At 69.3% G+C, this 19,580-nt stretch carries 25 protein-coding genes; 12 read left to right on the top strand and 13 right to left on the bottom strand.

The window, feature by feature from the left end; genetic code table 11:
• Positions 1-209 precede the first annotated feature (209 nt).
• Complete coding sequence (locus tag AOZ53_RS24020) at positions 210-392, bottom strand: hypothetical protein (RefSeq protein WP_006396220.1); 183 nt, start codon at positions 390-392, stop codon at positions 210-212.
• A 280-nt stretch (positions 393-672) separates the two neighbouring features.
• Between AOZ53_RS24020 and AOZ53_RS24015 the strand changes: the two genes are divergently transcribed.
• Positions 673-1,326 carry a PAQR family membrane homeostasis protein TrhA gene (locus AOZ53_RS24015; RefSeq protein WP_054431781.1) on the top strand — a complete coding sequence of 218 codons (654 nt, stop codon included), beginning with the start codon at positions 673-675 and terminating at the stop codon, positions 1,324-1,326.
• 34 nt (positions 1,327-1,360) lie between these two features.
• On the opposite strand, the gene AOZ53_RS24010 is transcribed toward AOZ53_RS24015, so the two are convergent.
• Positions 1,361-1,636 carry a hypothetical protein gene (locus tag AOZ53_RS24010; RefSeq protein ID WP_054431782.1) on the bottom strand — a complete coding sequence of 92 codons (276 nt, stop codon included), beginning with the start codon at positions 1,634-1,636 and terminating at the stop codon, positions 1,361-1,363.
• Between the two features lie 41 nt (positions 1,637-1,677).
• Positions 1,678-1,881, bottom strand: a complete 204-nt coding sequence (locus AOZ53_RS24005; RefSeq protein ID WP_006385404.1) for a cold-shock protein — start codon at positions 1,879-1,881, stop codon at positions 1,678-1,680.
• 364 nt (positions 1,882-2,245) lie between these two features.
• Between AOZ53_RS24005 and AOZ53_RS24000 the strand changes: the two genes are divergently transcribed.
• Entirely contained in the window at positions 2,246-2,683 is a 438-nt protein-coding gene (locus AOZ53_RS24000; protein ID WP_054431783.1) for a hypothetical protein, read from the top strand.
• Positions 2,684-2,723: 40 nt separating this feature from the next.
• Here AOZ53_RS24000 and AOZ53_RS23995 read toward each other — a convergent pair whose 3' ends face one another.
• Positions 2,724-3,494: an AraC family transcriptional regulator gene (locus tag AOZ53_RS23995; protein ID WP_054489629.1), complete on the bottom strand. Its 771-nt coding sequence runs from the start codon at positions 3,492-3,494 to the stop codon at positions 2,724-2,726.
• A gap of 100 nt (positions 3,495-3,594) precedes the next feature.
• Between AOZ53_RS23995 and AOZ53_RS23990 the strand changes: the two genes are divergently transcribed.
• The 4 genes from AOZ53_RS23990 to AOZ53_RS23975 all read left to right on the top strand — a co-directional run bounded on the left by AOZ53_RS23990 (position 3,595) and on the right by AOZ53_RS23975 (position 6,518).
• The gene (locus tag AOZ53_RS23990) at positions 3,595-4,410 is read left to right on the top strand and encodes a sulfite exporter TauE/SafE family protein (RefSeq protein ID WP_054477650.1); all 816 of its coding nucleotides are present in this window, start codon (positions 3,595-3,597) and stop codon (positions 4,408-4,410) included.
• 52 nt (positions 4,411-4,462) lie between these two features.
• On the top strand, positions 4,463-5,107 hold the full coding sequence (locus AOZ53_RS23985) for a 4'-phosphopantetheinyl transferase family protein (protein ID WP_054431786.1): 645 nt from the start codon (positions 4,463-4,465) through the stop codon (positions 5,105-5,107).
• A 248-nt stretch (positions 5,108-5,355) separates the two neighbouring features.
• A complete protein-coding gene (locus AOZ53_RS23980) occupies positions 5,356-5,748 on the top strand; it encodes a DUF4168 domain-containing protein (protein WP_054431787.1) in 393 nt (130 codons plus the stop codon).
• Positions 5,749-5,819: 71 nt separating this feature from the next.
• Complete coding sequence (locus tag AOZ53_RS23975; RefSeq protein ID WP_054489627.1) at positions 5,820-6,518, top strand: glutathione S-transferase family protein; 699 nt, start codon at positions 5,820-5,822, stop codon at positions 6,516-6,518.
• A gap of 30 nt (positions 6,519-6,548) precedes the next feature.
• On the opposite strand, the gene AOZ53_RS23970 is transcribed toward AOZ53_RS23975, so the two are convergent.
• On the bottom strand, positions 6,549-7,310 hold the full coding sequence (locus AOZ53_RS23970) for an ABC transporter permease (RefSeq protein WP_054489625.1): 762 nt from the start codon (positions 7,308-7,310) through the stop codon (positions 6,549-6,551).
• Positions 7,307-8,230, bottom strand: a complete 924-nt coding sequence (locus AOZ53_RS23965) for an ABC transporter ATP-binding protein (protein ID WP_054431790.1) — start codon at positions 8,228-8,230, stop codon at positions 7,307-7,309. The genes AOZ53_RS23970 and AOZ53_RS23965 overlap by 4 nt, the downstream gene beginning before the upstream one ends.
• Before the next feature lie 192 nt (positions 8,231-8,422).
• Between AOZ53_RS23965 and AOZ53_RS23960 the strand changes: the two genes are divergently transcribed.
• The 6 genes from AOZ53_RS23960 to cynS all read left to right on the top strand — a co-directional run bounded on the left by AOZ53_RS23960 (position 8,423) and on the right by cynS (position 13,829).
• Positions 8,423-9,565: a sensor histidine kinase gene (locus AOZ53_RS23960; RefSeq protein ID WP_054431791.1), complete on the top strand. Its 1,143-nt coding sequence runs from the start codon at positions 8,423-8,425 to the stop codon at positions 9,563-9,565.
• A 12-nt stretch (positions 9,566-9,577) separates the two neighbouring features.
• Positions 9,578-10,216 carry a response regulator transcription factor gene (locus tag AOZ53_RS23955; protein ID WP_054431792.1) on the top strand — a complete coding sequence of 213 codons (639 nt, stop codon included), beginning with the start codon at positions 9,578-9,580 and terminating at the stop codon, positions 10,214-10,216.
• A 132-nt stretch (positions 10,217-10,348) separates the two neighbouring features.
• The gene (locus tag AOZ53_RS23950; RefSeq protein ID WP_054431793.1) at positions 10,349-11,734 is read left to right on the top strand and encodes a CmpA/NrtA family ABC transporter substrate-binding protein; all 1,386 of its coding nucleotides are present in this window, start codon (positions 10,349-10,351) and stop codon (positions 11,732-11,734) included.
• Positions 11,734-12,576: a nitrate ABC transporter permease gene (gene ntrB / locus AOZ53_RS23945; protein WP_054460525.1), complete on the top strand. Its 843-nt coding sequence runs from the start codon at positions 11,734-11,736 to the stop codon at positions 12,574-12,576. The genes AOZ53_RS23950 and ntrB overlap by 1 nt, the downstream gene beginning before the upstream one ends.
• 5 nt (positions 12,577-12,581) lie before the next feature.
• Positions 12,582-13,370: an ABC transporter ATP-binding protein gene (locus AOZ53_RS23940; RefSeq protein ID WP_054431795.1), complete on the top strand. Its 789-nt coding sequence runs from the start codon at positions 12,582-12,584 to the stop codon at positions 13,368-13,370.
• Positions 13,371-13,385: 15 nt separating this feature from the next.
• The gene (cynS, locus tag AOZ53_RS23935) at positions 13,386-13,829 is read left to right on the top strand and encodes a cyanase (protein ID WP_054489659.1); all 444 of its coding nucleotides are present in this window, start codon (positions 13,386-13,388) and stop codon (positions 13,827-13,829) included.
• Positions 13,830-13,844: 15 nt separating this feature from the next.
• Here the strand turns inward: cynS and pdxK are convergent, their stop codons facing one another.
• The 7 genes from pdxK to AOZ53_RS23900 form a co-directional block, all read right to left on the bottom strand.
• Entirely contained in the window at positions 13,845-14,708 is an 864-nt protein-coding gene (gene pdxK / locus AOZ53_RS23930) for a pyridoxine/pyridoxal/pyridoxamine kinase (RefSeq protein ID WP_054489623.1), read from the bottom strand.
• A gap of 84 nt (positions 14,709-14,792) precedes the next feature.
• Positions 14,793-15,275: an RES family NAD+ phosphorylase gene (locus tag AOZ53_RS23925; protein ID WP_054431797.1), complete on the bottom strand. Its 483-nt coding sequence runs from the start codon at positions 15,273-15,275 to the stop codon at positions 14,793-14,795.
• A complete protein-coding gene (locus AOZ53_RS23920) occupies positions 15,272-15,757 on the bottom strand; it encodes an MbcA/ParS/Xre antitoxin family protein (RefSeq protein WP_054489621.1) in 486 nt (161 codons plus the stop codon). The genes AOZ53_RS23925 and AOZ53_RS23920 overlap by 4 nt, the downstream gene beginning before the upstream one ends.
• Positions 15,687-16,763: a peptidylprolyl isomerase gene (locus AOZ53_RS23915; protein ID WP_054489619.1), complete on the bottom strand. Its 1,077-nt coding sequence runs from the start codon at positions 16,761-16,763 to the stop codon at positions 15,687-15,689. The genes AOZ53_RS23920 and AOZ53_RS23915 overlap by 71 nt, the downstream gene beginning before the upstream one ends.
• 101 nt (positions 16,764-16,864) lie before the next feature.
• Positions 16,865-17,353: a YbjN domain-containing protein gene (locus tag AOZ53_RS23910; RefSeq protein ID WP_054431803.1), complete on the bottom strand. Its 489-nt coding sequence runs from the start codon at positions 17,351-17,353 to the stop codon at positions 16,865-16,867.
• Positions 17,354-17,396: 43 nt separating this feature from the next.
• A complete protein-coding gene (locus AOZ53_RS23905) occupies positions 17,397-18,092 on the bottom strand; it encodes a DNA repair protein (RefSeq protein ID WP_231689788.1) in 696 nt (231 codons plus the stop codon).
• A 10-nt stretch (positions 18,093-18,102) separates the two neighbouring features.
• A partial coding sequence (locus tag AOZ53_RS23900) for a putative porin (RefSeq protein WP_082385747.1) occupies positions 18,103-19,580 on the bottom strand: 1,478 nt, incomplete at its 5' end.

Genomic DNA, 19,580 nt, shown 5'->3' with positions numbered 1-19,580 from the left:
CGCCGCGATACGCATGGCCGCGCGCTGGATGCGGCTGAGCTTCTTCGCGGCGGTGAAAAACAGATGGGTAAGACTGCGCGCCATTGATCGGGCCTGTGAACGCTGTGTGACTCCACGACGACGTTTGAAAACCACCTGGCCGCCATGCGCGGCCCGCCGACTGCCGCGTCCGCCGAATGCGGACGCCCATGCTCCGGGACCGGCCCGGCTCAGAACCGACCGGACTGGATCGCCGCGCCGCTCGTCAGCAATTCCAGACAGGAGACCAACGCCACCGCGATGGTGATGATGGAGAGCACCTTGACGACCTTGCTGGTGCCTGGCCGGGTCAGCGTCGCGGTCATGCGCGTGACGATGTATGCCCCAACCATCAGGCCGATTGCCGGAATCATAGAAGAGCCTCCCCTTGAAGAGTCTGTGCGGGCCCGCCGGATGCGCAGCCCCTCGATAACGCGGTACGCAGCCAAAAGCGCCGCCTCTGCGGGCGGCTGATTTAGCGAGAGAAATGTATCACACAGTAACTTGTCATCGCAGCTTTTCGAGCGCCGCGGCGGCGGTCCGGTTTGCAGAAAATCAAGGCGCGCCGTCCTGCGATCAAGGCCGGCTTGAGGCGGCGGCGCAAAACCCTTATGGTGGAAACCCTGATAACTATTCGCACCCGCTCAGCAAACCATGTTCCCGAACGACCGCCGCCAGACCCTGGGCGAGGAAATCGCCAACACCATCAGCCACGGTCTGGGCGCGGCCGGCGCGCTGGCCGCCGCCCCGATCCTGATCGTCGCCGCCGCGCGCCAGGGCGATGCCGCCTTCATCGCCGGCGCGGCCATCTTCGCCGCCAGCATGTGCCTGCTGTACCTGGCCTCGGCCATCTACCACGCGCTGCCCGACAACCGCGCCAAGCGCCTCTTCAACGTGCTCGACCACTCGGCGATCTACCTGCTGATCGCCGGCACCTACACGCCGTTCGCGCTGGGCGCGCTGCGCGGTCCGTGGGGCTGGACGCTGTTCGGCCTGGTGTGGGGCATGGCGCTGCTGGGCGTGGGCCTGAAGGCCAGCAAGCGGCTCGACCGCCCCGCCCTGTCCACCGGGCTATATCTGGCGATGGGCTGGCTGGTGGTCATCGCCGTCAAGCCGATGCTGGAACTGGTGCCGACCGGCGGCCTGTGGTGGCTGCTGGCGGGCGGACTGGCGTATACCGGCGGCGTGGTGTTCTTCGTGTTCGACAACCGCTGGCGCTACGGCCACTTCGTCTGGCACCTGTTCGTGCTGGCCGGCACGGTCTGCCATTTCTTCGCCGTGCTGTGGTACGGCGCGGGCGCTGCCTGAACGCGTTCAGGCCCGGCCCTGTCGAGGGGCCGCGCTAGCGCGCGGGCACCTGCGCGGCGGGCCGCACGTAGCCGTCGACCAACTGGCGGCCATGGTGGATGGCGGCATCCACCGCCATGACCGGCGATGACACGAAGCCACCCGCCGCGAACAGCGGCACCACGTGGTTGTCGTTCAAGCGGTGCCAATCGGCGGCCAGTTCGACCCCCACGGTCGCGGTGAAAGCGGGGCGGCGGCTGCCCGCCACGGAAATGCGGGACACGCTGGCGATCAGCCGGTAGCCCTTGTAGACCATGTTGTTATGGAACATGCGTCCTCCTGTCTGAAGCGGCGGCCCCTCGGGGCCGTCGTTCACATTGCGCGAATCTGCGTCGCGTGCGGACCTTTGGCGCCTTGCGCCGTGACGTAGCTGACGCGCTGGTTCTCGACCAGCGCCTTGTGGCCGTCACCGACGATTTCAGAGAAATGCGCGAACAGGTCCTTGCCGCCGTTCTCGGGCATGATGAAGCCAAAGCCCTTGGCGTCGTTGAACCACTTCACAATTCCGGTTTCCATCATTTCACTCCTTGCGTAGCGGGCATGGCCCGGGAAGGGAGCCTGTCAAGGAAAGGGACGGCGAACAATGAGGCGCCAGCAGGGGCGCGATACCGGACGTTGATCACGATGCTCGAAAAGCTGCAAGTCCACTATGGGTGCCCGACCGGTGAAAGTCAATGTATGTTTCCAATTAGCGCCGATGCCGGCCCGTAATTTCCATGATCACGTTTGTGATAATCGGGACATGGACGCGCGCGGCAGCGAGCCGATTGCGTAACTCTCTGCGCGAATCCCCGTTTCGCACGATAAAGCGCGTATGCTGAAACGGTGGTGCTTGAACGCGCGTCTCCTCGCCGTATCGCCATCCCGGAGGAAGACGACCGTGAGTCGCATCGGAAGGTCCATTGCCAGATTCGCCAACGCCTGCGTGAAACTGTTGCCGCCCGCCACGCCCGCGGCGGCCAACACGCCGACACGACCCGAGCGTACGCGCGAACATGCCGCGATTTCCTCGCCATGGCGCATCTACCGCATCTACGCGCGCCCCGGCCATCTGCTGCTGCGCGACGAGCATGGCCGCATCCTCGACCTGGGCGTCATGAAGGGCGCCGAACCCAACCTGACCTACCGCTTGTTCGCCCGCGGCCTGCAGGGGCGCGGATTCGCCACCCGCACGCTGCTGCTCGATGACATCGCGCAACGCATCGAATCGGGCGAGGTCGGCAACGACTTGCTCAAGTTGCCGCTGTGGGCGCAGCCGCTGGGCGCGGACCTGGACCGCGGCACGCATACCGATGTCTCGATGAAGCTGGGGCGCTGAGCCCGCCGCGCTGTCCCCGCAAGCCTGTCCGCGGCCGGCCCTAATCGGGCTGGCGCAGATAACCCGTGGGCGGACGGCCCAGCACGCGCCGGAACATGGTCGAGAACGCCGCCGGGCTCTGGTAGCCGAAGTCCAGCGCGATCGCCGTGACCGGCGAGCCGGCCGCCAGCCGCGCCAGCGCCAGCACCACGCAGGCGCGCTGGCGCCAGGCCGAGAACGCCATGCCGGTCTGCTGGCGGAAATGGCGGCTGAAGGTGCGCGGACTCATGTGCAGGCGCTCGGCCCAGGCCTCGGGCGACTGGCGCACGTCGGGCGCGGCGATGAAGGCGCGGCACAGCGGCGCCAGGCGCCTGTCGCGCGGCAGCGGGATGTGCAGCGGCAGCACTGGCGCGCGCGTCACCTCGTGCAGCAGCAGCGCCGCCAGCGCGCCGTCGCGGCCGGCCGGGTCGTAGTCGGCCGGCATGTCGACCGCCGCCAGCAGCAGCTGGCGCAGCAGCGGCGACACCTCCACCACTTCGCAGGCGGCGCTGGCGGCGCGGGCCGCGCCGGGCTCGATATAGGCGCTGCGGGTGCTGACGTCCTGCATGCGCACCTGGTGCGCCACGCCGGCCGGGATCCAGACGGCGCGCTGCGGCGGCACCACCCAATTGCCGTCGCGGGTGACCACGTGCATGACGCCGGTGGCGCCGTACAGCAGCTGGGCGCGACGGTGCGTGTGCGCCGGCAGCAGGTGGCCGGGCGGATAGTCGTTGCCGATGGCGACCACCGCGCGGTCGAGGCGGTCGTGCAGGTCGATGTGGCTGTTGCGCATGACGGGATTGGCCGGAATGCAAACATTATTGTCCAATCCTCGAAAGCAAGCCACCGCCGGCCGCCCTATCGTGGCGTTTTCCCCGGAAAGGACGCAAGACATGCTGTACGTGACATTGGCGCTGTTCGGCGCGTTGAGCGGCGTGACCACGGTGCTGTTCGGCTTTGGCGGCGGCTTCGTGGTCGTGCCGGTGCTGTATGGCGTGCTGACCGCCACCCACGGCGCGCAGGACGCCATCGGCCAGGCGGCGATGCATATCGCGGTGGCCACCTCGACCTGCGTGATGATCGTCAACTCGGTGGCCGCCACCCGCAAGCACCAGCGCGCCGGCAACATCGTGCGCAGCTACGTCTGGCCGCTGGCCGCCTTCATCGGCGCGGGCGCGCTGCTGGGCGCCTGGGCCGCCACCCGCGCCAGCGGCGACGTGGTGCGCTATGCCTTCATCGCCTACCTGGGCGTGACCATTCTCGACTGCCTGCTGCGCCAGGGCTTCATGGCGCAGCACGAGGCGCGCGCGGCGCGGCCGCTGGGCCAGGGCGTGACGGTCGGCGGCGGCGTGGTGATTGGCGTCATCGCCACGTTTCTGGGCGTGGGCGGCAGCGTGATGACGGTGCCGCTGCTGCGCCGGCGCGGCCTGCCGATGGCCAAGGCGGCCGCCATGGCCAATCCGCTGACGCTGCCGGTGGCGATTGTCGGCACGCTGGCCTACATGGCGGCGGCGCGCGCCCTGCCGGCGCCGCTGGCGCCATGGATCATCGGCTACGTCGACCTGCTGGCCTTCGCGGCGCTGGCGCTGGGCTCGCTGGCGGGGATCCGGCTGGCGGCGCCGCTGATCCCGCGCATTCCGGACCGCTTGCACGCCCGCGTCTATGTCGCGCTGCTGGCGCTGGTGCTGCTGAGCATGGCGCTGGCCTGAGCGCCGCGGCGATGGCCTATGATCGGGGCATCCGACCCGATGGCGCCCTGCCTTGACTCCGCTGCCCGATCCCCACGCGCCCTTTGTCCTGACCGGCCGCATCGCCCAACGCGTGCAGCGGCTGCCGGCCGGTGACGCGCCGGACCCCGCCGCGCGCCGCCAGGCCGAATACCAGGCGGGACGCGAGCTGGCCGCGACGCTGCTGGCCGGGCTGGGCGCGCGGACCGTGCAGGTTGGCGCGGACGCGGACCGCGCGCCGCGCTGGCCCGAGGGCTTCGTCGGCTCCATCAGCCACAGCCGGCACTTGCTGGGCGTGGCCGTGGGCCGCCAGGCCGACACGCGCGGCCTGGGCATCGACCTGGAAGCGATCGCCGACGCCGAGGCGATCGAGGCGATCGAAGCCGTCTGCATGCTGCCCGATGAACACGGCCTGGTGGCCGCCGCCCTGCCCCGCGCCGACTGGGCCACGCTGGTGTTCTCGGCCAAGGAGGCGCTCTACAAGTGCCAATTCCCGCTGACGCGCTGCCCGCTCGAATTCAGCGACCTGGCCGTGGTGCATGCGGACGTGACGGCGCAACGGCTGGTGCTGCGGCTGCAACGCGATGCCGGCCCGGATTTCCGGCGCGGCCAGTCGTTCCATTGCGGCTACCGGCTGGGCCAGGGACACGTGTACACGGCGGTGCAACTGGCGCCCTGACGGCACGGGCACACAGCGACACAACACGCGCCCCGGCCGCGCGCGGCCGACACCGGGCCTGTGATCCGCTTGCGTAATGTCACGAAGTTGCGCGCAAAACATTTCCGCCGCGCGCCCGGGGCGCCTCCCCCGCGCGCGCCCGGCGCCACGGTGGTCCGCCGACACAGGAAAACACATTGCGAAACTTGAACCACGCCCGGGCCGGTTGTCATCATGGTCGGACATTTACCCGGAATTAGGAGGTTTCCATGCAGCGTTCCAAAACCGCAATCCTGTCGGCCGTTCTTGCCGCGGCCGTCTTGTCCGGTGCTCCCGTCCTGGCGCAGAACGCGCCCGCCAGCCAGACGCCGATGGCGCCCGCCGCCGCGCAACCCACCGACCAGCAGCTGCAACGCTTCGCCTCGGCCTCGCAGAAGGTCTCGGGCGTGGTCGACGAATACCGTCCCAAGGTCGACGCCGCTAAGACCGACGAGGCCAAGCAGAAGGTGATCCAGGAAGCGGACGCCAAGATGGTCAAGCTGGTGCAGGCCGACGGCCTGTCCGTCGAGGAATTCAACGGCATCGGCCGCGCCGTGCAGCAGGATCCGCAAGTCAAGCAGCGCCTGATGAACATGGGCAAGGCCGGCGCGACGGTGCAGTAGGCGCGCCCCCTTCCCCGCTCGCCGCGCCTTGGGGGTATCCTGCCGGGGAACCCTTCAAGGAGCGCGGCATCTTGACCCCCGATCTCACCCTCTACGACCTGGCAGGCGCCGACCCGGCGCTGCGTTTCAGCCCGCATTGCTGGAAGACGCGCATGGCGCTGGCCCACAAGGGGCTGTCCGCCAACACCGTGCCGTGGCGCTTCACCGACAAGGAAGCGATCGAATTCTCGGGCCAGAAGCTGGTGCCGGTGCTGGTGCACGGCGACCACGTGATCAGCGATTCCTGGCAGATCGCCTGCTATCTGGAAGACACCTTTCCGGAACGCCCGTCGCTGTTCGGCGGCGACACCGGCCGCGCCCTGAGCCTGTTCGCCAACAGCTGGGCCGACACCACGCTGGTGCCGACGCTGGCGCGGCTGCTGCTGCCGGAAATCCACGCGCTGATCGACGCGAAAGACAAGGACTATTTCCGCCACACTCGCGAAAAGCGCTTCGGCCCGCTGGAAGCGCTGCCCGCCGTGCAGGAGGAACAGCTGGCGGCCCTGCGCGCCTCGCTGCTGCCGCTGCGCCAGATGCTGGCGCGGCAGCCGTACCTGGCCGGCCAGCAGCCGGCCTATGCGGATTACGCGGTGTTCGGTTTCTTCATGTGGGCGCGCTGCACCAGCGCGCTGGAACTGCTGGCGGCCGACGATCCCGTGGCCGCCTGGCGCGAGCGCCTGCTGGACGCCCATGGCGGGCTGGCGCGCCAGGCGCCGGTGCCGCCGGCATGAGGGCGGCGGCGGCGGGCGCCGCCCCGCCGCTCAGGTCTTCAGGCGATAGCCGGTCTTGAAGATCCAGCGCACCACCACCAGGCACACCGCCAGGAACACCAGCGTCATGGCGGCACTGATGCCGACGTTGACGTCGGCCACGCCGTAGAACGCCCAGCGAAAGCCGCTGACCAGGTAGACCACCGGGTTGAACAGCGTCACGCCCTGCCAGAACGGCGGCAGCATCTTGATGGAATAAAAGGTGCCACCCAGGAAGGTCAGCGGCGTGATGATCATCAGCGGGATGATCTGCAGCTTCTCGAAGCCGTCGGCCCAGACGCCGATGATGAAGCCGAACAGGCTGAAGGTGATGGCGGTCAGCAGCAGGAAGCCCAGCATCGCGAACGGATGCGCGATCTCGAACGGCACGAACAGGCGCGCCGTGGCCAGCATGATCAGCCCCAGGATGATGGACTTGCTGGCCGCCGCCCCGACGTAGCCGGCGACGATCTCCAGGTACGAAATGGGCGCCGAGTGGATCTCGTAGATGGTGCCCGAGAAGCGCGGCATGTAGATGCCGAACGAGGCGTTGGCCACGCTCTGGGTCAAGAGCGACAGCATGATCAGGCCCGGCACGATGAAGGCGCCGTAGCTGACGCCGTCGATCTGCACCATGTGCGAACCGATGGCCGAGCCGAACACCACGAAGTACAGCGAGGTGGAGATGACCGGCGACAGCACGCTCTGCATCAGCGTGCGCCAGGCGCGGGCCATTTCAAAACGATAGATGGCGCGGATTGCGTAGAAATTCATGATTGTCCGTGCACCAGGCTGACGAAGATTTCCTCGAGCGAGCTTTCCGAGGAATTGAGGTCGGTGAATTCGATGTCCAGTTCGGTCAGGCGGCGCAGCAGGCCGGAGATCTCGCCGCCGCCCTGGTTGTCGTAGGTGTAGACCAGCTGGCGGCCGTCGGCCGACATTTCCAGGTGGAACGGTTCCAGCGCCGTCGGGATGCCCGGCAGCGGCGCCTTCAGCGTCAGGGTCAGGCGGCGCTTGCCCAGCTTGGCCATGAGCGCGTCCTTTTCCTCGACCAGGATGATCTCGCCCTTGCGGATCACGCCGACGCGGTCGGCCATTTCCTGGGCTTCCTCGATGTAGTGGGTGGTCAGGATGATGGTGACGCCGTTCTCGCGCAGGCGCCGCACCATGTCCCACATGCCGCGCCGCAGCTCGACGTCGACGCCGGCGGTGGGTTCGTCCAGGAACAGGATCTTGGGTTCGTGCGACAGCGCCTTGGCGATCATCACGCGTCGCTTCATGCCGCCGGACAGGGCCATGATGCGGCTGTCCTTCTTGTCCCACAACGACAGGTCGCGCAGCACCTTCTCGATGTATTCCGGGTTGGCCGGCTTGCCGAATAGGCCGCGGCTGAAGGTGACGGTGTTCCAGACGCTTTCGAAGGCGTCGGTGGAGATTTCCTGCGGCACCAGGCCGATGGCCGTGCGCGCGGCGCGGAAATCGGTCAGGATGTCGTGGCCGTCGGCCAGCACCCGGCCTTCGGTCGGGTTGACGATGCCGCAGATGATGCTGATGAGCGTGGTCTTGCCGGCGCCGTTGGGGCCGAGCAAGGCGAAGATCTCGCCGCGTTGGATTTCCAGGTCGACGCTCTTGAGCGCCTGGAATCCCGAGGCGTATCGCTTGGATAGGCCCTGAACTGAAATGACCGGCTGCACTCTGGCTCCCAGCGTGGTGGACAACCCTGGATTTTACCCGTCCGCCGGACCCGGCTTGTTCGGCCTGGCGGAACGGTGTGTTTGATAAATGCGATAAACGGACCGGCCTGCCGTACACTGCCCGGACAGGAAAAACAGGGCAAGAATCGCCCGACACTGGGGAATCGGGCCGGCCAGGCCCGTCAAAAGGCTATGTTCGCGGATCTGAAACACCTGTCGCACCACGCCGCCTGGCGCCGCCAGCTGGAAATGCTGCTGGAATCGGCCGGCGAGGGCATCTACGGCATCGACCTGCGCGGCCGCTGCATCTTCATCAACGGCACCGGCGCGGCCATGCTGGGCTACACCCCCGACGAGGTGGTGGGCCGCAACATGCATTATCTGATCCACCACTCGCACGCCGACCGCAGCCTGATGCCGGTGCACGATTGCCGCATCTTCAAGGCGTTTCGCGACGGCCGCGGCGAGCGGGTCGATGACGAGGTGCTGTGGCGGCGCGACGGCTCCTGCTTCGACGCCCAGTACGCCTCGTATCCGATCCGCAACGACCAGGAGGTGGTGGGCGCGGTCGTGACGTTTTCGGACATCACCGCGCGCAAGCGCATCGAACGCGAACTGCAAGGCACCCGGGCGCAGCTGGAAGCGCGGGTGCAGGTCCGCACCGCCGAACTCAGCGCCGCCCATGAATCGCTGCGGCGGCTGGCCTCGCACCTGAGCACGCTGCGCGAGCAAGAGCGCGCCCACATCGCCCGCAACATCCACGACGACCTGGGCGCCTCGTTCACCGCGCTGCAGCTGGACCTGAACTGGCTGCGCCGGCAACTGGCGGCCGAACCGCCCCTGCAGGCCCACCTGGACCGCATGCTGGAGGTGACGCAGACGGCCATGGACGCCACCCGCCGCATCCTCAACGACCTGCGGCCGGTGGTGCTGGATCACCTGGGACTGTGGGCGGCGCTGGAAACCCTGCTGCAGGACCTGCAGGCCCGCAGCGGACTGCGCTGCCGCTACCTGTGCCCGCCCGACACCGAGCGCCGCCGGCTGGAGCCGGCGGCGGAGATCGCCGTCTACCGCATCGTGCAGGAACTGCTGACCAACGTGCAGCGCCACGCGCGGGCGCGCAGCGTCAGCGTCAGCGCCGTCTGGGGCGAGGACGGCCTGCTGCTGGCGGTGGAGGACGACGGCGTCGGCATGCAGTTGCCCGAGACCCGCCAGACCTTCGGCATCCTGGGCATGCGCGAACGGGCCCGCGCCATCGGCGGCGACCTGGAGCTGGACAGCGCGCCCGGCGCCGGCCTGTGCGCCCGCCTGCGCCTGAACCCGCAAGCGGCCTGAGGAGACGGCGCCATGCCCCTGAACCTGCTGATCGTCGACGACCACCTCATCATCCGCCGCGGCCTGGCCCGCATCCTGCAGGAAGACCCGCGCGTCGGCCTGGTGCGGGAGGCCGCCGACGCCCCCGCCGCCCTGCGCGCGCTGCGCCAGGAACCCTTCGACGCCATGGTGCTGGACGTGGCGCTGGGCGAGCGCGACGGCCTCGATGTGCTCAAGACCGTGCGCGCCGACCATCCGGCGCTGGGCGTGGTGATGCTGTCGGTCTATCCGGAATCGCAGTTCGCGGTGCGGGCCCTGCGCGCCGGCGCCCATGCCTACCTGAACAAGGGCTGCGATCCGGACGAGCTGCTGGCGGCGCTGGTCAATGCCGCCGCCGGCCGGATGTACGTCACGCCGGCCGTTGCCGAATTGCTGGCGCACACCGTGCGCCAGGACAGCACGCGGCCGGCGCACGAGCTGCTGTCCAACCGTGAATTCCAGGTGCTGCAGCTGCTGGCGGCCGGCAAATCGGTGTCGGCCATCGGCGAGCAGCTGGCGCTGTCGGTGAACACCATTTCCACTTACCGCGCCCGCATCTTCGAAAAACTGGGCGTGCGCACGCTGGTCGAGCTGGTGGACTACGCCCGCGCGCACCAGCTGGGTGCGCGCTGAGCGCGACGCGCACCGGCCCGGCGCGGCCGCGCACCGTGTAGTGCGCCCCCTACACGGATATCGTCGAACCGGCGATACCGGCCGCGGGCGGCGCGCGCCAAGATGGAGGCATTCCGAACCCTGGAGGCCTCCATGTCCCTGTTCAGCAATCCGTTCGATCCCGCCAGCCGCCTGGCCTGCGCCTGCGGCCGCCATGCCTCCCAGGCCGAGCACGCACGCGCGGCGGCGGACGGCCTCGATGCCCGCGCTGGCGCGGCGTCCGACGAGGCCGCCTTCGACCGCGCCGTGGAAGGCGCCGTCATGCGCGCCCTGTTCCCGCAGGACGGGCTGCGCCGCCGCTTCCTGCGCGCGGTCGGCGGCGGCACCGCCATGGCCGCCGTGTCGGCGCTGTTCCCGCTGGCCGCCGCCAAGGAGGCCTTCGCCCAATCCACCGGCCCGCTCGAAAAGCGCAAGCTGAAGGTCGGCTTCATCCCCATCACCTGCGCCACGCCCATCATCATGGCGCATCCCATGGGCTTCTACGGCAAGCAGGGGCTGGACGTGGAAGTGGTCAAGACCGCCGGCTGGGCGCTGATCCGCGACAAGGCCATGTCCGGCGAGTACGACGCCGCCCACATGCTGTCGCCGATGCCGCTGGCCATCACGCTGGGCGTGGGCGCCAGCCGCGCGGTGCCGTGGACCATGCCCGCCGTGGAGAACATCAACGGCCAGGCCATCACCCTGTCGATGAAGCACAAGGACCGGCGCGATCCGAAGGACTGGAAGGGCTTCAAGTTCGCCGTGCCGTTCGACTATTCCATGCACAACTACCTGTTGCGCTACTACCTGGCCGAACATGGCCTGGATCCGGATACCGACGTGCAGATCCGCGCCGTGCCGCCGCCGGAGATGGTGGCCAACCTGCGCGCCGACAACATCGACGGCTTCCTGGCGCCGGACCCGGTCAACCAGCGCGCGGTGTACGACGGCGTGGGCTTCATCCACACCCTGTCCAAGGCGATCTGGGACGGCCACCCGTGCTGCGCGTTCTCCGCCAGCCGCGAGTTCGTGACCACCCAGCCCAACACCTACCAGGCCCTGCTCAAGGCCATCATCGAGGCCACCGCCTACGCCCGCAACCCGGCGCACCGCAAGGAGATCGCCACCGCCATCGCCGCGCCCAACTACCTGAACCAGCCGGTCACCGTGGTCGAGCAGGTGCTGACCGGCACCTACGCCGACGGCCTGGGCAAGGTGCTGACCGATCCGAACCGCATCGACTTCGATCCGATGCCCTGGGGCTCGTTCGCGGTGTGGATCCTGACGCAGATGAAGCGCTGGGGCCAGATCAAGGGCGAGGTGGACTACCAGAAGATCGCCAGCGAGGTGTTCCTGGCCACCGACGCGGTGCGCCTGATGCGCGAGGCCGGCCTGACCCCGCCCGCCGAGGCCGCCAAGACCTTCAGCGTGATGGGCAAGCCCTTCGATCCGGCCCAGCCCGAGGCCTATCTGGCCGGCTTCAAGATCCGGAGGACCTGATGCGGGCCGTGCAACCCTGGCGGGCGACCTTCCTGTCCGTCATCCTGTTTCTGCTGTTCCTGCTGCTGTGGCATGTCGCCACCCGCCCCGCCGCGGGCGCGGCGACGGTCGATCCGGCCTATGCGGCGCTGGTCGGCAACGCCGCCGCCAGCGGCTCGCAGACGCCCTTCCCCGGCCCGGCCGAGGTCGGCGCCCGGCTGTGGCAGCACCTGCGCGATCCGTTCTACGACCGCGGCCCGAACGACAAGGGCATCGGCGTGCAGCTGGCGTATTCGGTGGCGCGGGTGCTGACCGGCTTCCTGCTGGCGGCGCTGGTGGCGATCCCGCTGGGATTCCTGATCGGCATGTCCAGGACCGTCTACCGCGCCTTCGACCCGTTCATCCAGGTGCTCAAGCCGATCTCGCCGCTGGCCTGGATGCCGCTGGCGCTCTACACCATCAAGGACGCCGACACCTCCGCCATCTTCGTGATCTTCATCTGCTCGCTCTGGCCGATGCTGGTGAACACGGCCTTCGGCGTGGGCGCCGTGCGGCAGGACTGGCTGAACGTGGCGCGCACGCTGGAAGTGTCGCGGCTGCGCACGGCCCTGCAGGTGATCCTGCCGGCGGCCGCGCCCACCATCATGACCGGCATGCGCATCTCGGTCGGCATCGCCTGGCTGGTGATCGTGGCGGCCGAAATGCTGATCGGCGGCACCGGCATCGGCTACTTCGTGTGGAACGAATGGAACAACCTGTCCATCGCCAACATCATCTGCGCCATCCTCTTCATCGGGCTGATCGGCATGCTGCTGGACACCGTGCTGGCGCGCGCCGCCCGGCTGGTCAGCTATCGGGAGTGAACGCCATGAGCCAACCCTTTCTGCAAGTCCAGGCGCTGGCCAAGCGCTACCCCGGCCGCAACGGCCAGCCGACGGCCCCGGTGTTCGAGAACATCCACTTCGACATCGGCCAGGGCCAGTTCGTCTGCGTGATCGGCCACTCGGGCTGCGGCAAGACCACCATCCTGAACATCCTGGCCGGCATCGACGAGGCCAGCGAGGGCGTCGTCATCATGGACGGCCGCGAGATCGCCGGCCCGTCGCTGGCGCGCGGCGTGGTGTTCCAGGCGCACGCCCTGCTGCCCTGGCTGAGCGCGCTGCAGAACGTCGAATTCGGCGTGCGCTCGCGCTGGCCGGAATATTCCCGCGCCCAGGTGCGCGAGCACAGCCTGCGCTACCTGGACATGGTCGGCCTGGCCCGCGCCGCCGACAAGAAGCCGTGCGAGCTGTCGGGCGGCATGAAGCAGCGCGTGGGCATCGCCCGGGCCTTCGCCATCCAGCCGCGCATGCTGCTGCTGGACGAGCCCTTCGGCGCGCTCGACGCGCTGACGCGCGGCACCATCCAGGACGAACTGCGCGCCATCGTGCAGGAAACGCGCCAGACCGTCTTCATGATCACGCACGACGTGGACGAGGCCATCCTGCTGTCGGACCGCATCCTGCTCATGAGCGCGGGCCCCCACGCCCGCATCGCCGAGTCCGTCGACGTGGACCTGCCGCGCGGCCGGACCCGCGCCAGCCTGCACCACGAGCCCCGCTATTACGAAATCCGCAACCATCTCGTCGACTTCCTGGTCGACAAGGCTTCCCACTAGGAGTGAACCCCCATGATGTCCCGCGCCGAAGTCACTGAACTGGTCGTTACCCGCCGCCTCGAAAAGAAGCTGTCGTGGGCCGCCATCGCCGAGGCCGTCGGCCAGAGCAAGGAATGGACCACCGCCGCGCTGCTGGGCCAGATGACCCTGACCGAGGAACAGGCCCTGGCCGCCGCCCGCGTGCTGGACCTGCCCGCCGACGCGGTGGTGCAGCTGCAGGTGGTGCCCTACAAGGGCTCGCTGCCGACGACGGTGCCGACCGACCCGCTGATCTACCGCTTCTACGAGCTCATCAACGTCTACGGCACCACCTTCAAGGCGCTCATCAACGAGGAGTTCGGCGACGGCATCATGAGCGCCATCGACTTCCGCATGGACCTGACGCGCGAAGCCGACCCCAAGGGCGACCGCGTGCAGATCGTGATGAGCGGCAAGTTCCTGCCGTACAAGACGTATTGATGCGGCCCGGGGCGGTCAGCCGTCCACTGCCAGTTCTTCCCAGCCCAGGTCGCGGGTCCGGGCCAGCGCGCCGGTGACCGTGGCGGCGGCCGTGCGCGCCGCCTCCACCAGGGCGTCGCCGGCCAGCAGCCGGGCCGTGATGGCCGCCATGAACACGTCGCCGGTGCCGTGCACCGACGGCGGGATGGCGATCTCGGGGTGGCTCAGCACCTGGCAGTCGGCGCGCGTCACCATCGCCAGCTGCAGCGTGCCGGGCGCCGCCGCCTGCGGCGCGGCGCTGGTGACCACGATCCACTCGGGGCCTTCGGCGATCAGTTCGCGCGCGGCGGCCGCCACCTCGTCGATCGAGGCCAGCGGCCGGCCCACCATCTGCTCCAGCTCGAAATGGTTGGGCGTCATGCCGTGGGCATGCGGCACCAGCTTCCTGCGGTATTGCGCCACCAGGCCGGCATCCACGTACAGGCCGTCGTTGCGGTCGCCCATGACCGGGTCGATGTGCACCCGCAGGTCCGGCCGCGCGGCGCGCAGCGCGGGCAGCCATTGCGCCAGCAGGTCCGCCTGCCCGGGCTGGCCCAGGTAGCCGCAGACCACGGCCCGCGCCATCTGCGTCACGCCGCGCTCGTCCAGCCCCTGCAACAGGCCCTCGAACCAGTCCAGCGACACCGCGCCGCCATGCAGCGTCGGATAGTGCGGCGTATTGCTCAGGATGACGGTGGGCAGCGCGATGGCGCGCAGGCCCGCCTGGCGGAAGATCGGCATGGCGGCGTTGTTGCCGACGCAGCCATAGACGACCTGGGATTGGATCGAAACGACGTCCACCCGCGCGGTCACGGCGGGCAGCGCTGCGCCGGGCGTCGGGGCAGCGGGAATGGCGGTCATACGGCGGGCTCCTGGGGCGAAACGGAACGGATGGCCGGCGTCATGGAGGCCGGCGGTTGCGCCCTATTCTATGCCTACCTCGCCTCAGTCCCGCGCCGACGCCAGCCAGCCGGCGCCGTCCAGCACCGCGTCGTCGATGCCGGCCAGGTACGGCGCGAACGGATACGCCAGCGACGACACGATCTGGCATTGCGCCAGCTGCGGATGGTCGGCGTTCAACAGGTACTGGTGGCCGCCGGCCGCCGACGGCACTTTCAGCAGCAGCGCGTCGCCGCGCGCCAGCCAGGCGTTGCCGAAGGCGCGCGAGGCCTGCAGGTCGGTCTGCCAGCCGGCCGGCGGCCGCGGCTCGGCCACGGCCGCCGCCGGCACCACCACTTCCAGCAGGAAGTAGTTGCGCGGCAGCGCGCGCGGATGCGCCACCTCGGCCTGCGCCAGGCGCGCGAACACGGCGGCGGCGGGGGTGGCGTCCAGCACCACCACCGCCGCGCCGGCGGCGTGCCAGCGGCCCGCGGGGCGGGCGCGCGGCATCAGGTCCTGGCTGTTGCTCAAGCGCCAGAGCGCGGTCATGGGCCGTTTCCTTCGTCGATGTTGACCAACCACTGCTCGATCAGGACGGCATAGCGCCCGTGCTGGCACAGCAGCAGCGGCACCCGGCCGTGCAGCCGGCGCTTGGGGCTGCAGAGCCAGCGGCGCGCGCCGTCGGCGCCGCCGAACACCAGCTCGGCCAGCCACGCCACCCGCAGCGCCCGGTACAGCACGCGCAGGTCGGCCAGGTCCAGGCTGTGGTCTCGGTTGGGATCGCGCGGGCGGCCTGGCTCCGCTTGCGGCACCAGCGCCAGCCAGTGCAGCAGGTCGCCGGCGAAGGTGACGCGCAAGGCCTGCAGCAAGGCGGCCGCGCACTGCAGGCTGGCGGGCGGCCCGGCCTGGCCCAGGGCCTGGCTCAGGCGCGCCTCCAGCGCCGCGGCGATGCCGCCGTCCTCAGGGCGCGGCGCGGGCGGCGAGGGCCGGCTGGGCCGTTGCGGCAGCCGCGGTTTGGTCGAAGGCGGCATTGAGGGCCGCACCATCAATGCTGACGGTTCCTGCATTCAGCAACCCCTCCAGATATGCCCGCGCCGCCAATTCCTGGCGTTGGGTGCGCAGCGCGCCGCGCAACGCGTCCTTCACCTGCTCGTACGGCGCGACGCTGGCCGCGCGCAGGTCCACCAGCTTGAGGATGTGAAAGCCCGCCGCCGACTGCACCGGCGCCGCCACCTCGCCCGCCTTGAGCGGCTCGATCACCGGCCGCATCTCCGGCGTCAGCTGCGACAGCGGCACGTAGCCGATATCGCCGCCCTGGGCGCGGGTGGTGGCGTCCTGCGAATAGCTCCTGGCCAGCGCTGCGAAGTCGGCCTTGGGCGCCTGGGCGCGCTTGACCAGGTCCTGCGCCTGCTTGCGCGCGGCGGCCACGGCATCGCTGTCGCCGACCGCGGCCGGCAGGAAGATCTGGCTGACGCGGTACATCGCCGGCTGCGCCAGCTGCGGCTTGGCGCGCTCGTAGGCGGCCTGCAGGTCGGCTTCGCCCGGATAGTCGTCGGGCGCCCGGCTGACCGAATCCAGATAGGTCTGCAGCACGATGCGCTCCTGCGCGGCCTGGAAGGCGCGCTTGAGCTCGGGACGGTCCTGCCAGCCCTGCGCGCGGGCCTGCTCGACCAGCGCCTTTTCGGCCAGGCGGCTGCGCAGCCACTGGTCGAGCGCGGCGCGGTCGCCCTTGAGCTGGGTCCGGGCCTCGGGCGGCAGCGCCTGGATCTGGCGCACCAGTTCGTCACGGTCCACCTGCACCGCGCCCAGGGTGGCCACGGCGGGGCCCTTGGCCTCGGGCGGCGCTGCCGGCGCGGCTTGCGCGGCCGGGGCGCCACTCTTGGCGGGCGCGGGCGCGGCGGCGGCCTTGGCCGGCGTCGACTCGCTGCTCTGGGCCGGATTGCCGCGCATCAGCGCCACGGCGCCGGCCAGCACCGCGATCAGCAGCACCGCCGCCGTCAGCCGCAGCCGGGCGGGTTGGTTGGAAAGCATCTTCATGGTCGAAACCTCGCTTGCTTGAATGCGCCATTCGCCGGGAACGGCGGCCGGGTTGGGGACGTCGCCGTCCCGAACGCCAGGCCCCGTGCCTGGCGGATGGATCAGTGCGCCGCCTCGGCGGCGGCTTCTTCCTGCGGCGCCGCGACGTCGGCGTCTTCGGCGCCGGCCTCGGCGGTCGCGTTGGCGCGCAGGAACAGCAGGAATTCCTGCAACAGGCGATCCCACAGTTCCGCGGTGGCGCGCAGGTAGTTCTCGGACACGCCGCCGGCCAGGATCACGTCCAGTTCCAGCACCAGGAACACGCCCTGCACGGTCAGGCGCGCGAAGCGCTTTTCCACGTTCCAGCGCTCGGCCAGGCCGGCCGGCAGTTCGCCCTGCACGCGCAGCGCGCAGCTCAGGGTGTAGTCCAGGTAGCGGCCGGCCTCGGCGGCCGGGTTGCCCATGCGGGCGGCGAAGCCCACGCCCTGGCTGGCGCTCAACAGCTGCACCATGCCGTTCTGTTCGGACACGGTGACGCGGTAGCCGGCGGATTGCAGCAGGTCCTGCAGGCGTTCGGCGTTGACGTCGAGAATCAGGCTGGAGTCGGTCATTACAGTATTCCTAGATGAAAAAAATAAGACAGGTCTTGCACTATCAGGGTTGGGCCGGCGCCGCGGCGGGCGCGGTGGCGCCGACCTGCGCGTCGTACAGCTTGTCGCCGTACGCCTGCGCCTGCTCTTCGAACTTGACCCGCGCGCTGCCGGCGAACGGCTGCTTCATGGCCAGGATGCCGCCGGTGCTGATGCGTTCGTAGGCGTTCAGGATCTCCTTGCCGGCCTCGTACATCTCGCGGTTCTTGGCGACGCAGGCCTTGGCCTCGGTTTCCCGTTGCGCCAGGGAGCGCGCCAGGGTCTGGCGTTCCGCTTCCTTGGCGCGCGACAGCGTCAGCAGCTCGTCGTAGGCGCCCTTGAACTTGCCCAGCTGGGCATGGCTGGCGGCCACCTGCGCCTGCGCGCTTTCCATGACCGCGCCCTGCTGCTCGGCCAGCTTGTCGGCCTGGCCCTTGGCCTTGGCCAGCTGGCCGCGCAGCGCTTCCAGTTCCTTCTGCGCGGCGTCGCGCTGGGCCTCGGCGGCAGCCTTGGCGGCGTTGACCTGGGCCTGCTCGCTCTGCAGCTGCTGCAGCTGCTGGGTGGTGCTGCGCAGCTGGGCGCGCAGGCGCTCTTCCATGGTCTCGGCCTGCGCCGGCGCCACCACGCTCAGGCCCGCGGCGCACAAGGCCGCGGCGGCGGCCAGCCGCCGGCCGCGACCCGGCTCCCGCGGCTGGCGCAATTCATCCCACAAGGTATGCATGTCCATGGCCTCAGAACCTGGCGTTGATTTCGAACTGCATGGTGTCGATGGACAACGGCGCGCCGTAGACTTCGCGCGTGCTCATCCAGCGCAGGACGCCGTACACGTTCTTGTCGAAGGCATAGCTGCCGCCGATGTAGTAGCCGCGCGCGTTGGTGCCGCCCTGGTGGAACGACGAATCGTTGAAAGCGTCGGGCAGCGCATCCGGCTGGATGTACTTGTAGCCGACGAAGGCCAGCCAGTCGCCCTTCTCCTTCATGTCGAACGAACGGCCCAGCGTGGCCTGCAGCATCCAGGCGTTGGGACCGCTCTCGACTTCGCCGTTGTCGCCGAAGTTGTTGACGATGTTGCCTTGCGAACGGCTCCACATCTTGCCCTTGCTGTAGGCCAGGTTGCGGATGTAGTTGGCGTTCAGGCGCAGGCCCAGGCCGTCGAACACGCGCGTGTCCCAGCGCAGGTTCAGGTCCAGCAGGTCGAACTTGGACGCCAGGCCGACGTATTGCGGCTGCGGCGTATTGGCCGGATCGAGCGGGTTGGACGTGATGTTGCGCAGCAGGAACAGCGTGTTGCCCTTCTGCATGAAGGCCGGACGCGACCAGTCGGTGTCGCAGTTTTCCTGGCCGGCCCACGGCGAGCAGGCGCTGGAGCGCCTGCCGGCGATGTTGTCGAAGTGGTAGTAGGCCAGCGCGCCGCGCACGCTGTTGCGGTTGTCGATCTTCCAGTCGGCGCCGGCCTGCGCGGCCAGCAGCCACTTGTCCTCGCTCTTGCCTTCCGAGAACGACGACGAGTTCCAGCCGTTCGAGCCGTACTCGGTCGAGAACGCGCCCAGGGTGCCGAACAGGGTCACGTCGCGGCCTTCCAGCGGCTGCTTGAAGATCGCGGCGACGCCGTCGAAATTCAGGTCGTTCGAGAACAGCATGTCGGTGGACTCGAACGGATTGGCGATGCGGCCGCCGGTGACCGTGGCCCACTTGGTCGGCCGGTAGGTCAGGTAGGCCTGGTCCAGCCAGATGTCCTTCTTGCCCATGCCGCCGCCCAGCGTCTGCGAGGTCGACACCGGGCTGTCGTCGCTGCCGGTGGCCAGGCGGATGCCGGCCGACCAGGATTCCGAGATCTCGGCGCGCACGCCCAGGCGGGCGCGGATGCGCAGCTGGTTGCGGCGATCCTCCCGCGTGTTCAGCATCGGCGGGTAGTTGTTGTTGGTGTTGCGGTTCAGGTCGTACGGACCCTTGGAATTGAGCTTGGCGAAGTCGACGATTTCGTTGCTGTTGCTGCCCGAGTACAGGCGCGACTCGTCGCGCACGCGCACGTCGCCGTCGATGGTGATGCGCGACACCCAGTCGGGGAAGGTGTTCGGCTGGGCCCAGTTTTCCGCCTTGGCCTGCACCATCACTTCCGCCTTGACCTCGTCGCGGATCTGGTCGCGCACGGTCTGCGGGATATAGGGCACGCGCACGTCGCCGGCCTGGGCCACGGCGCCGCCGCCGC

Origin of the sequence: Achromobacter sp. 2789STDY5608621, from assembly GCF_001299375.1 — a bacterium.
In the GTDB taxonomy this organism is placed as follows: domain Bacteria; phylum Pseudomonadota; class Gammaproteobacteria; order Burkholderiales; family Burkholderiaceae_B; genus Achromobacter; species Achromobacter insuavis.
This window is presented reverse-complemented; position numbering and strand designations above follow the sequence as displayed.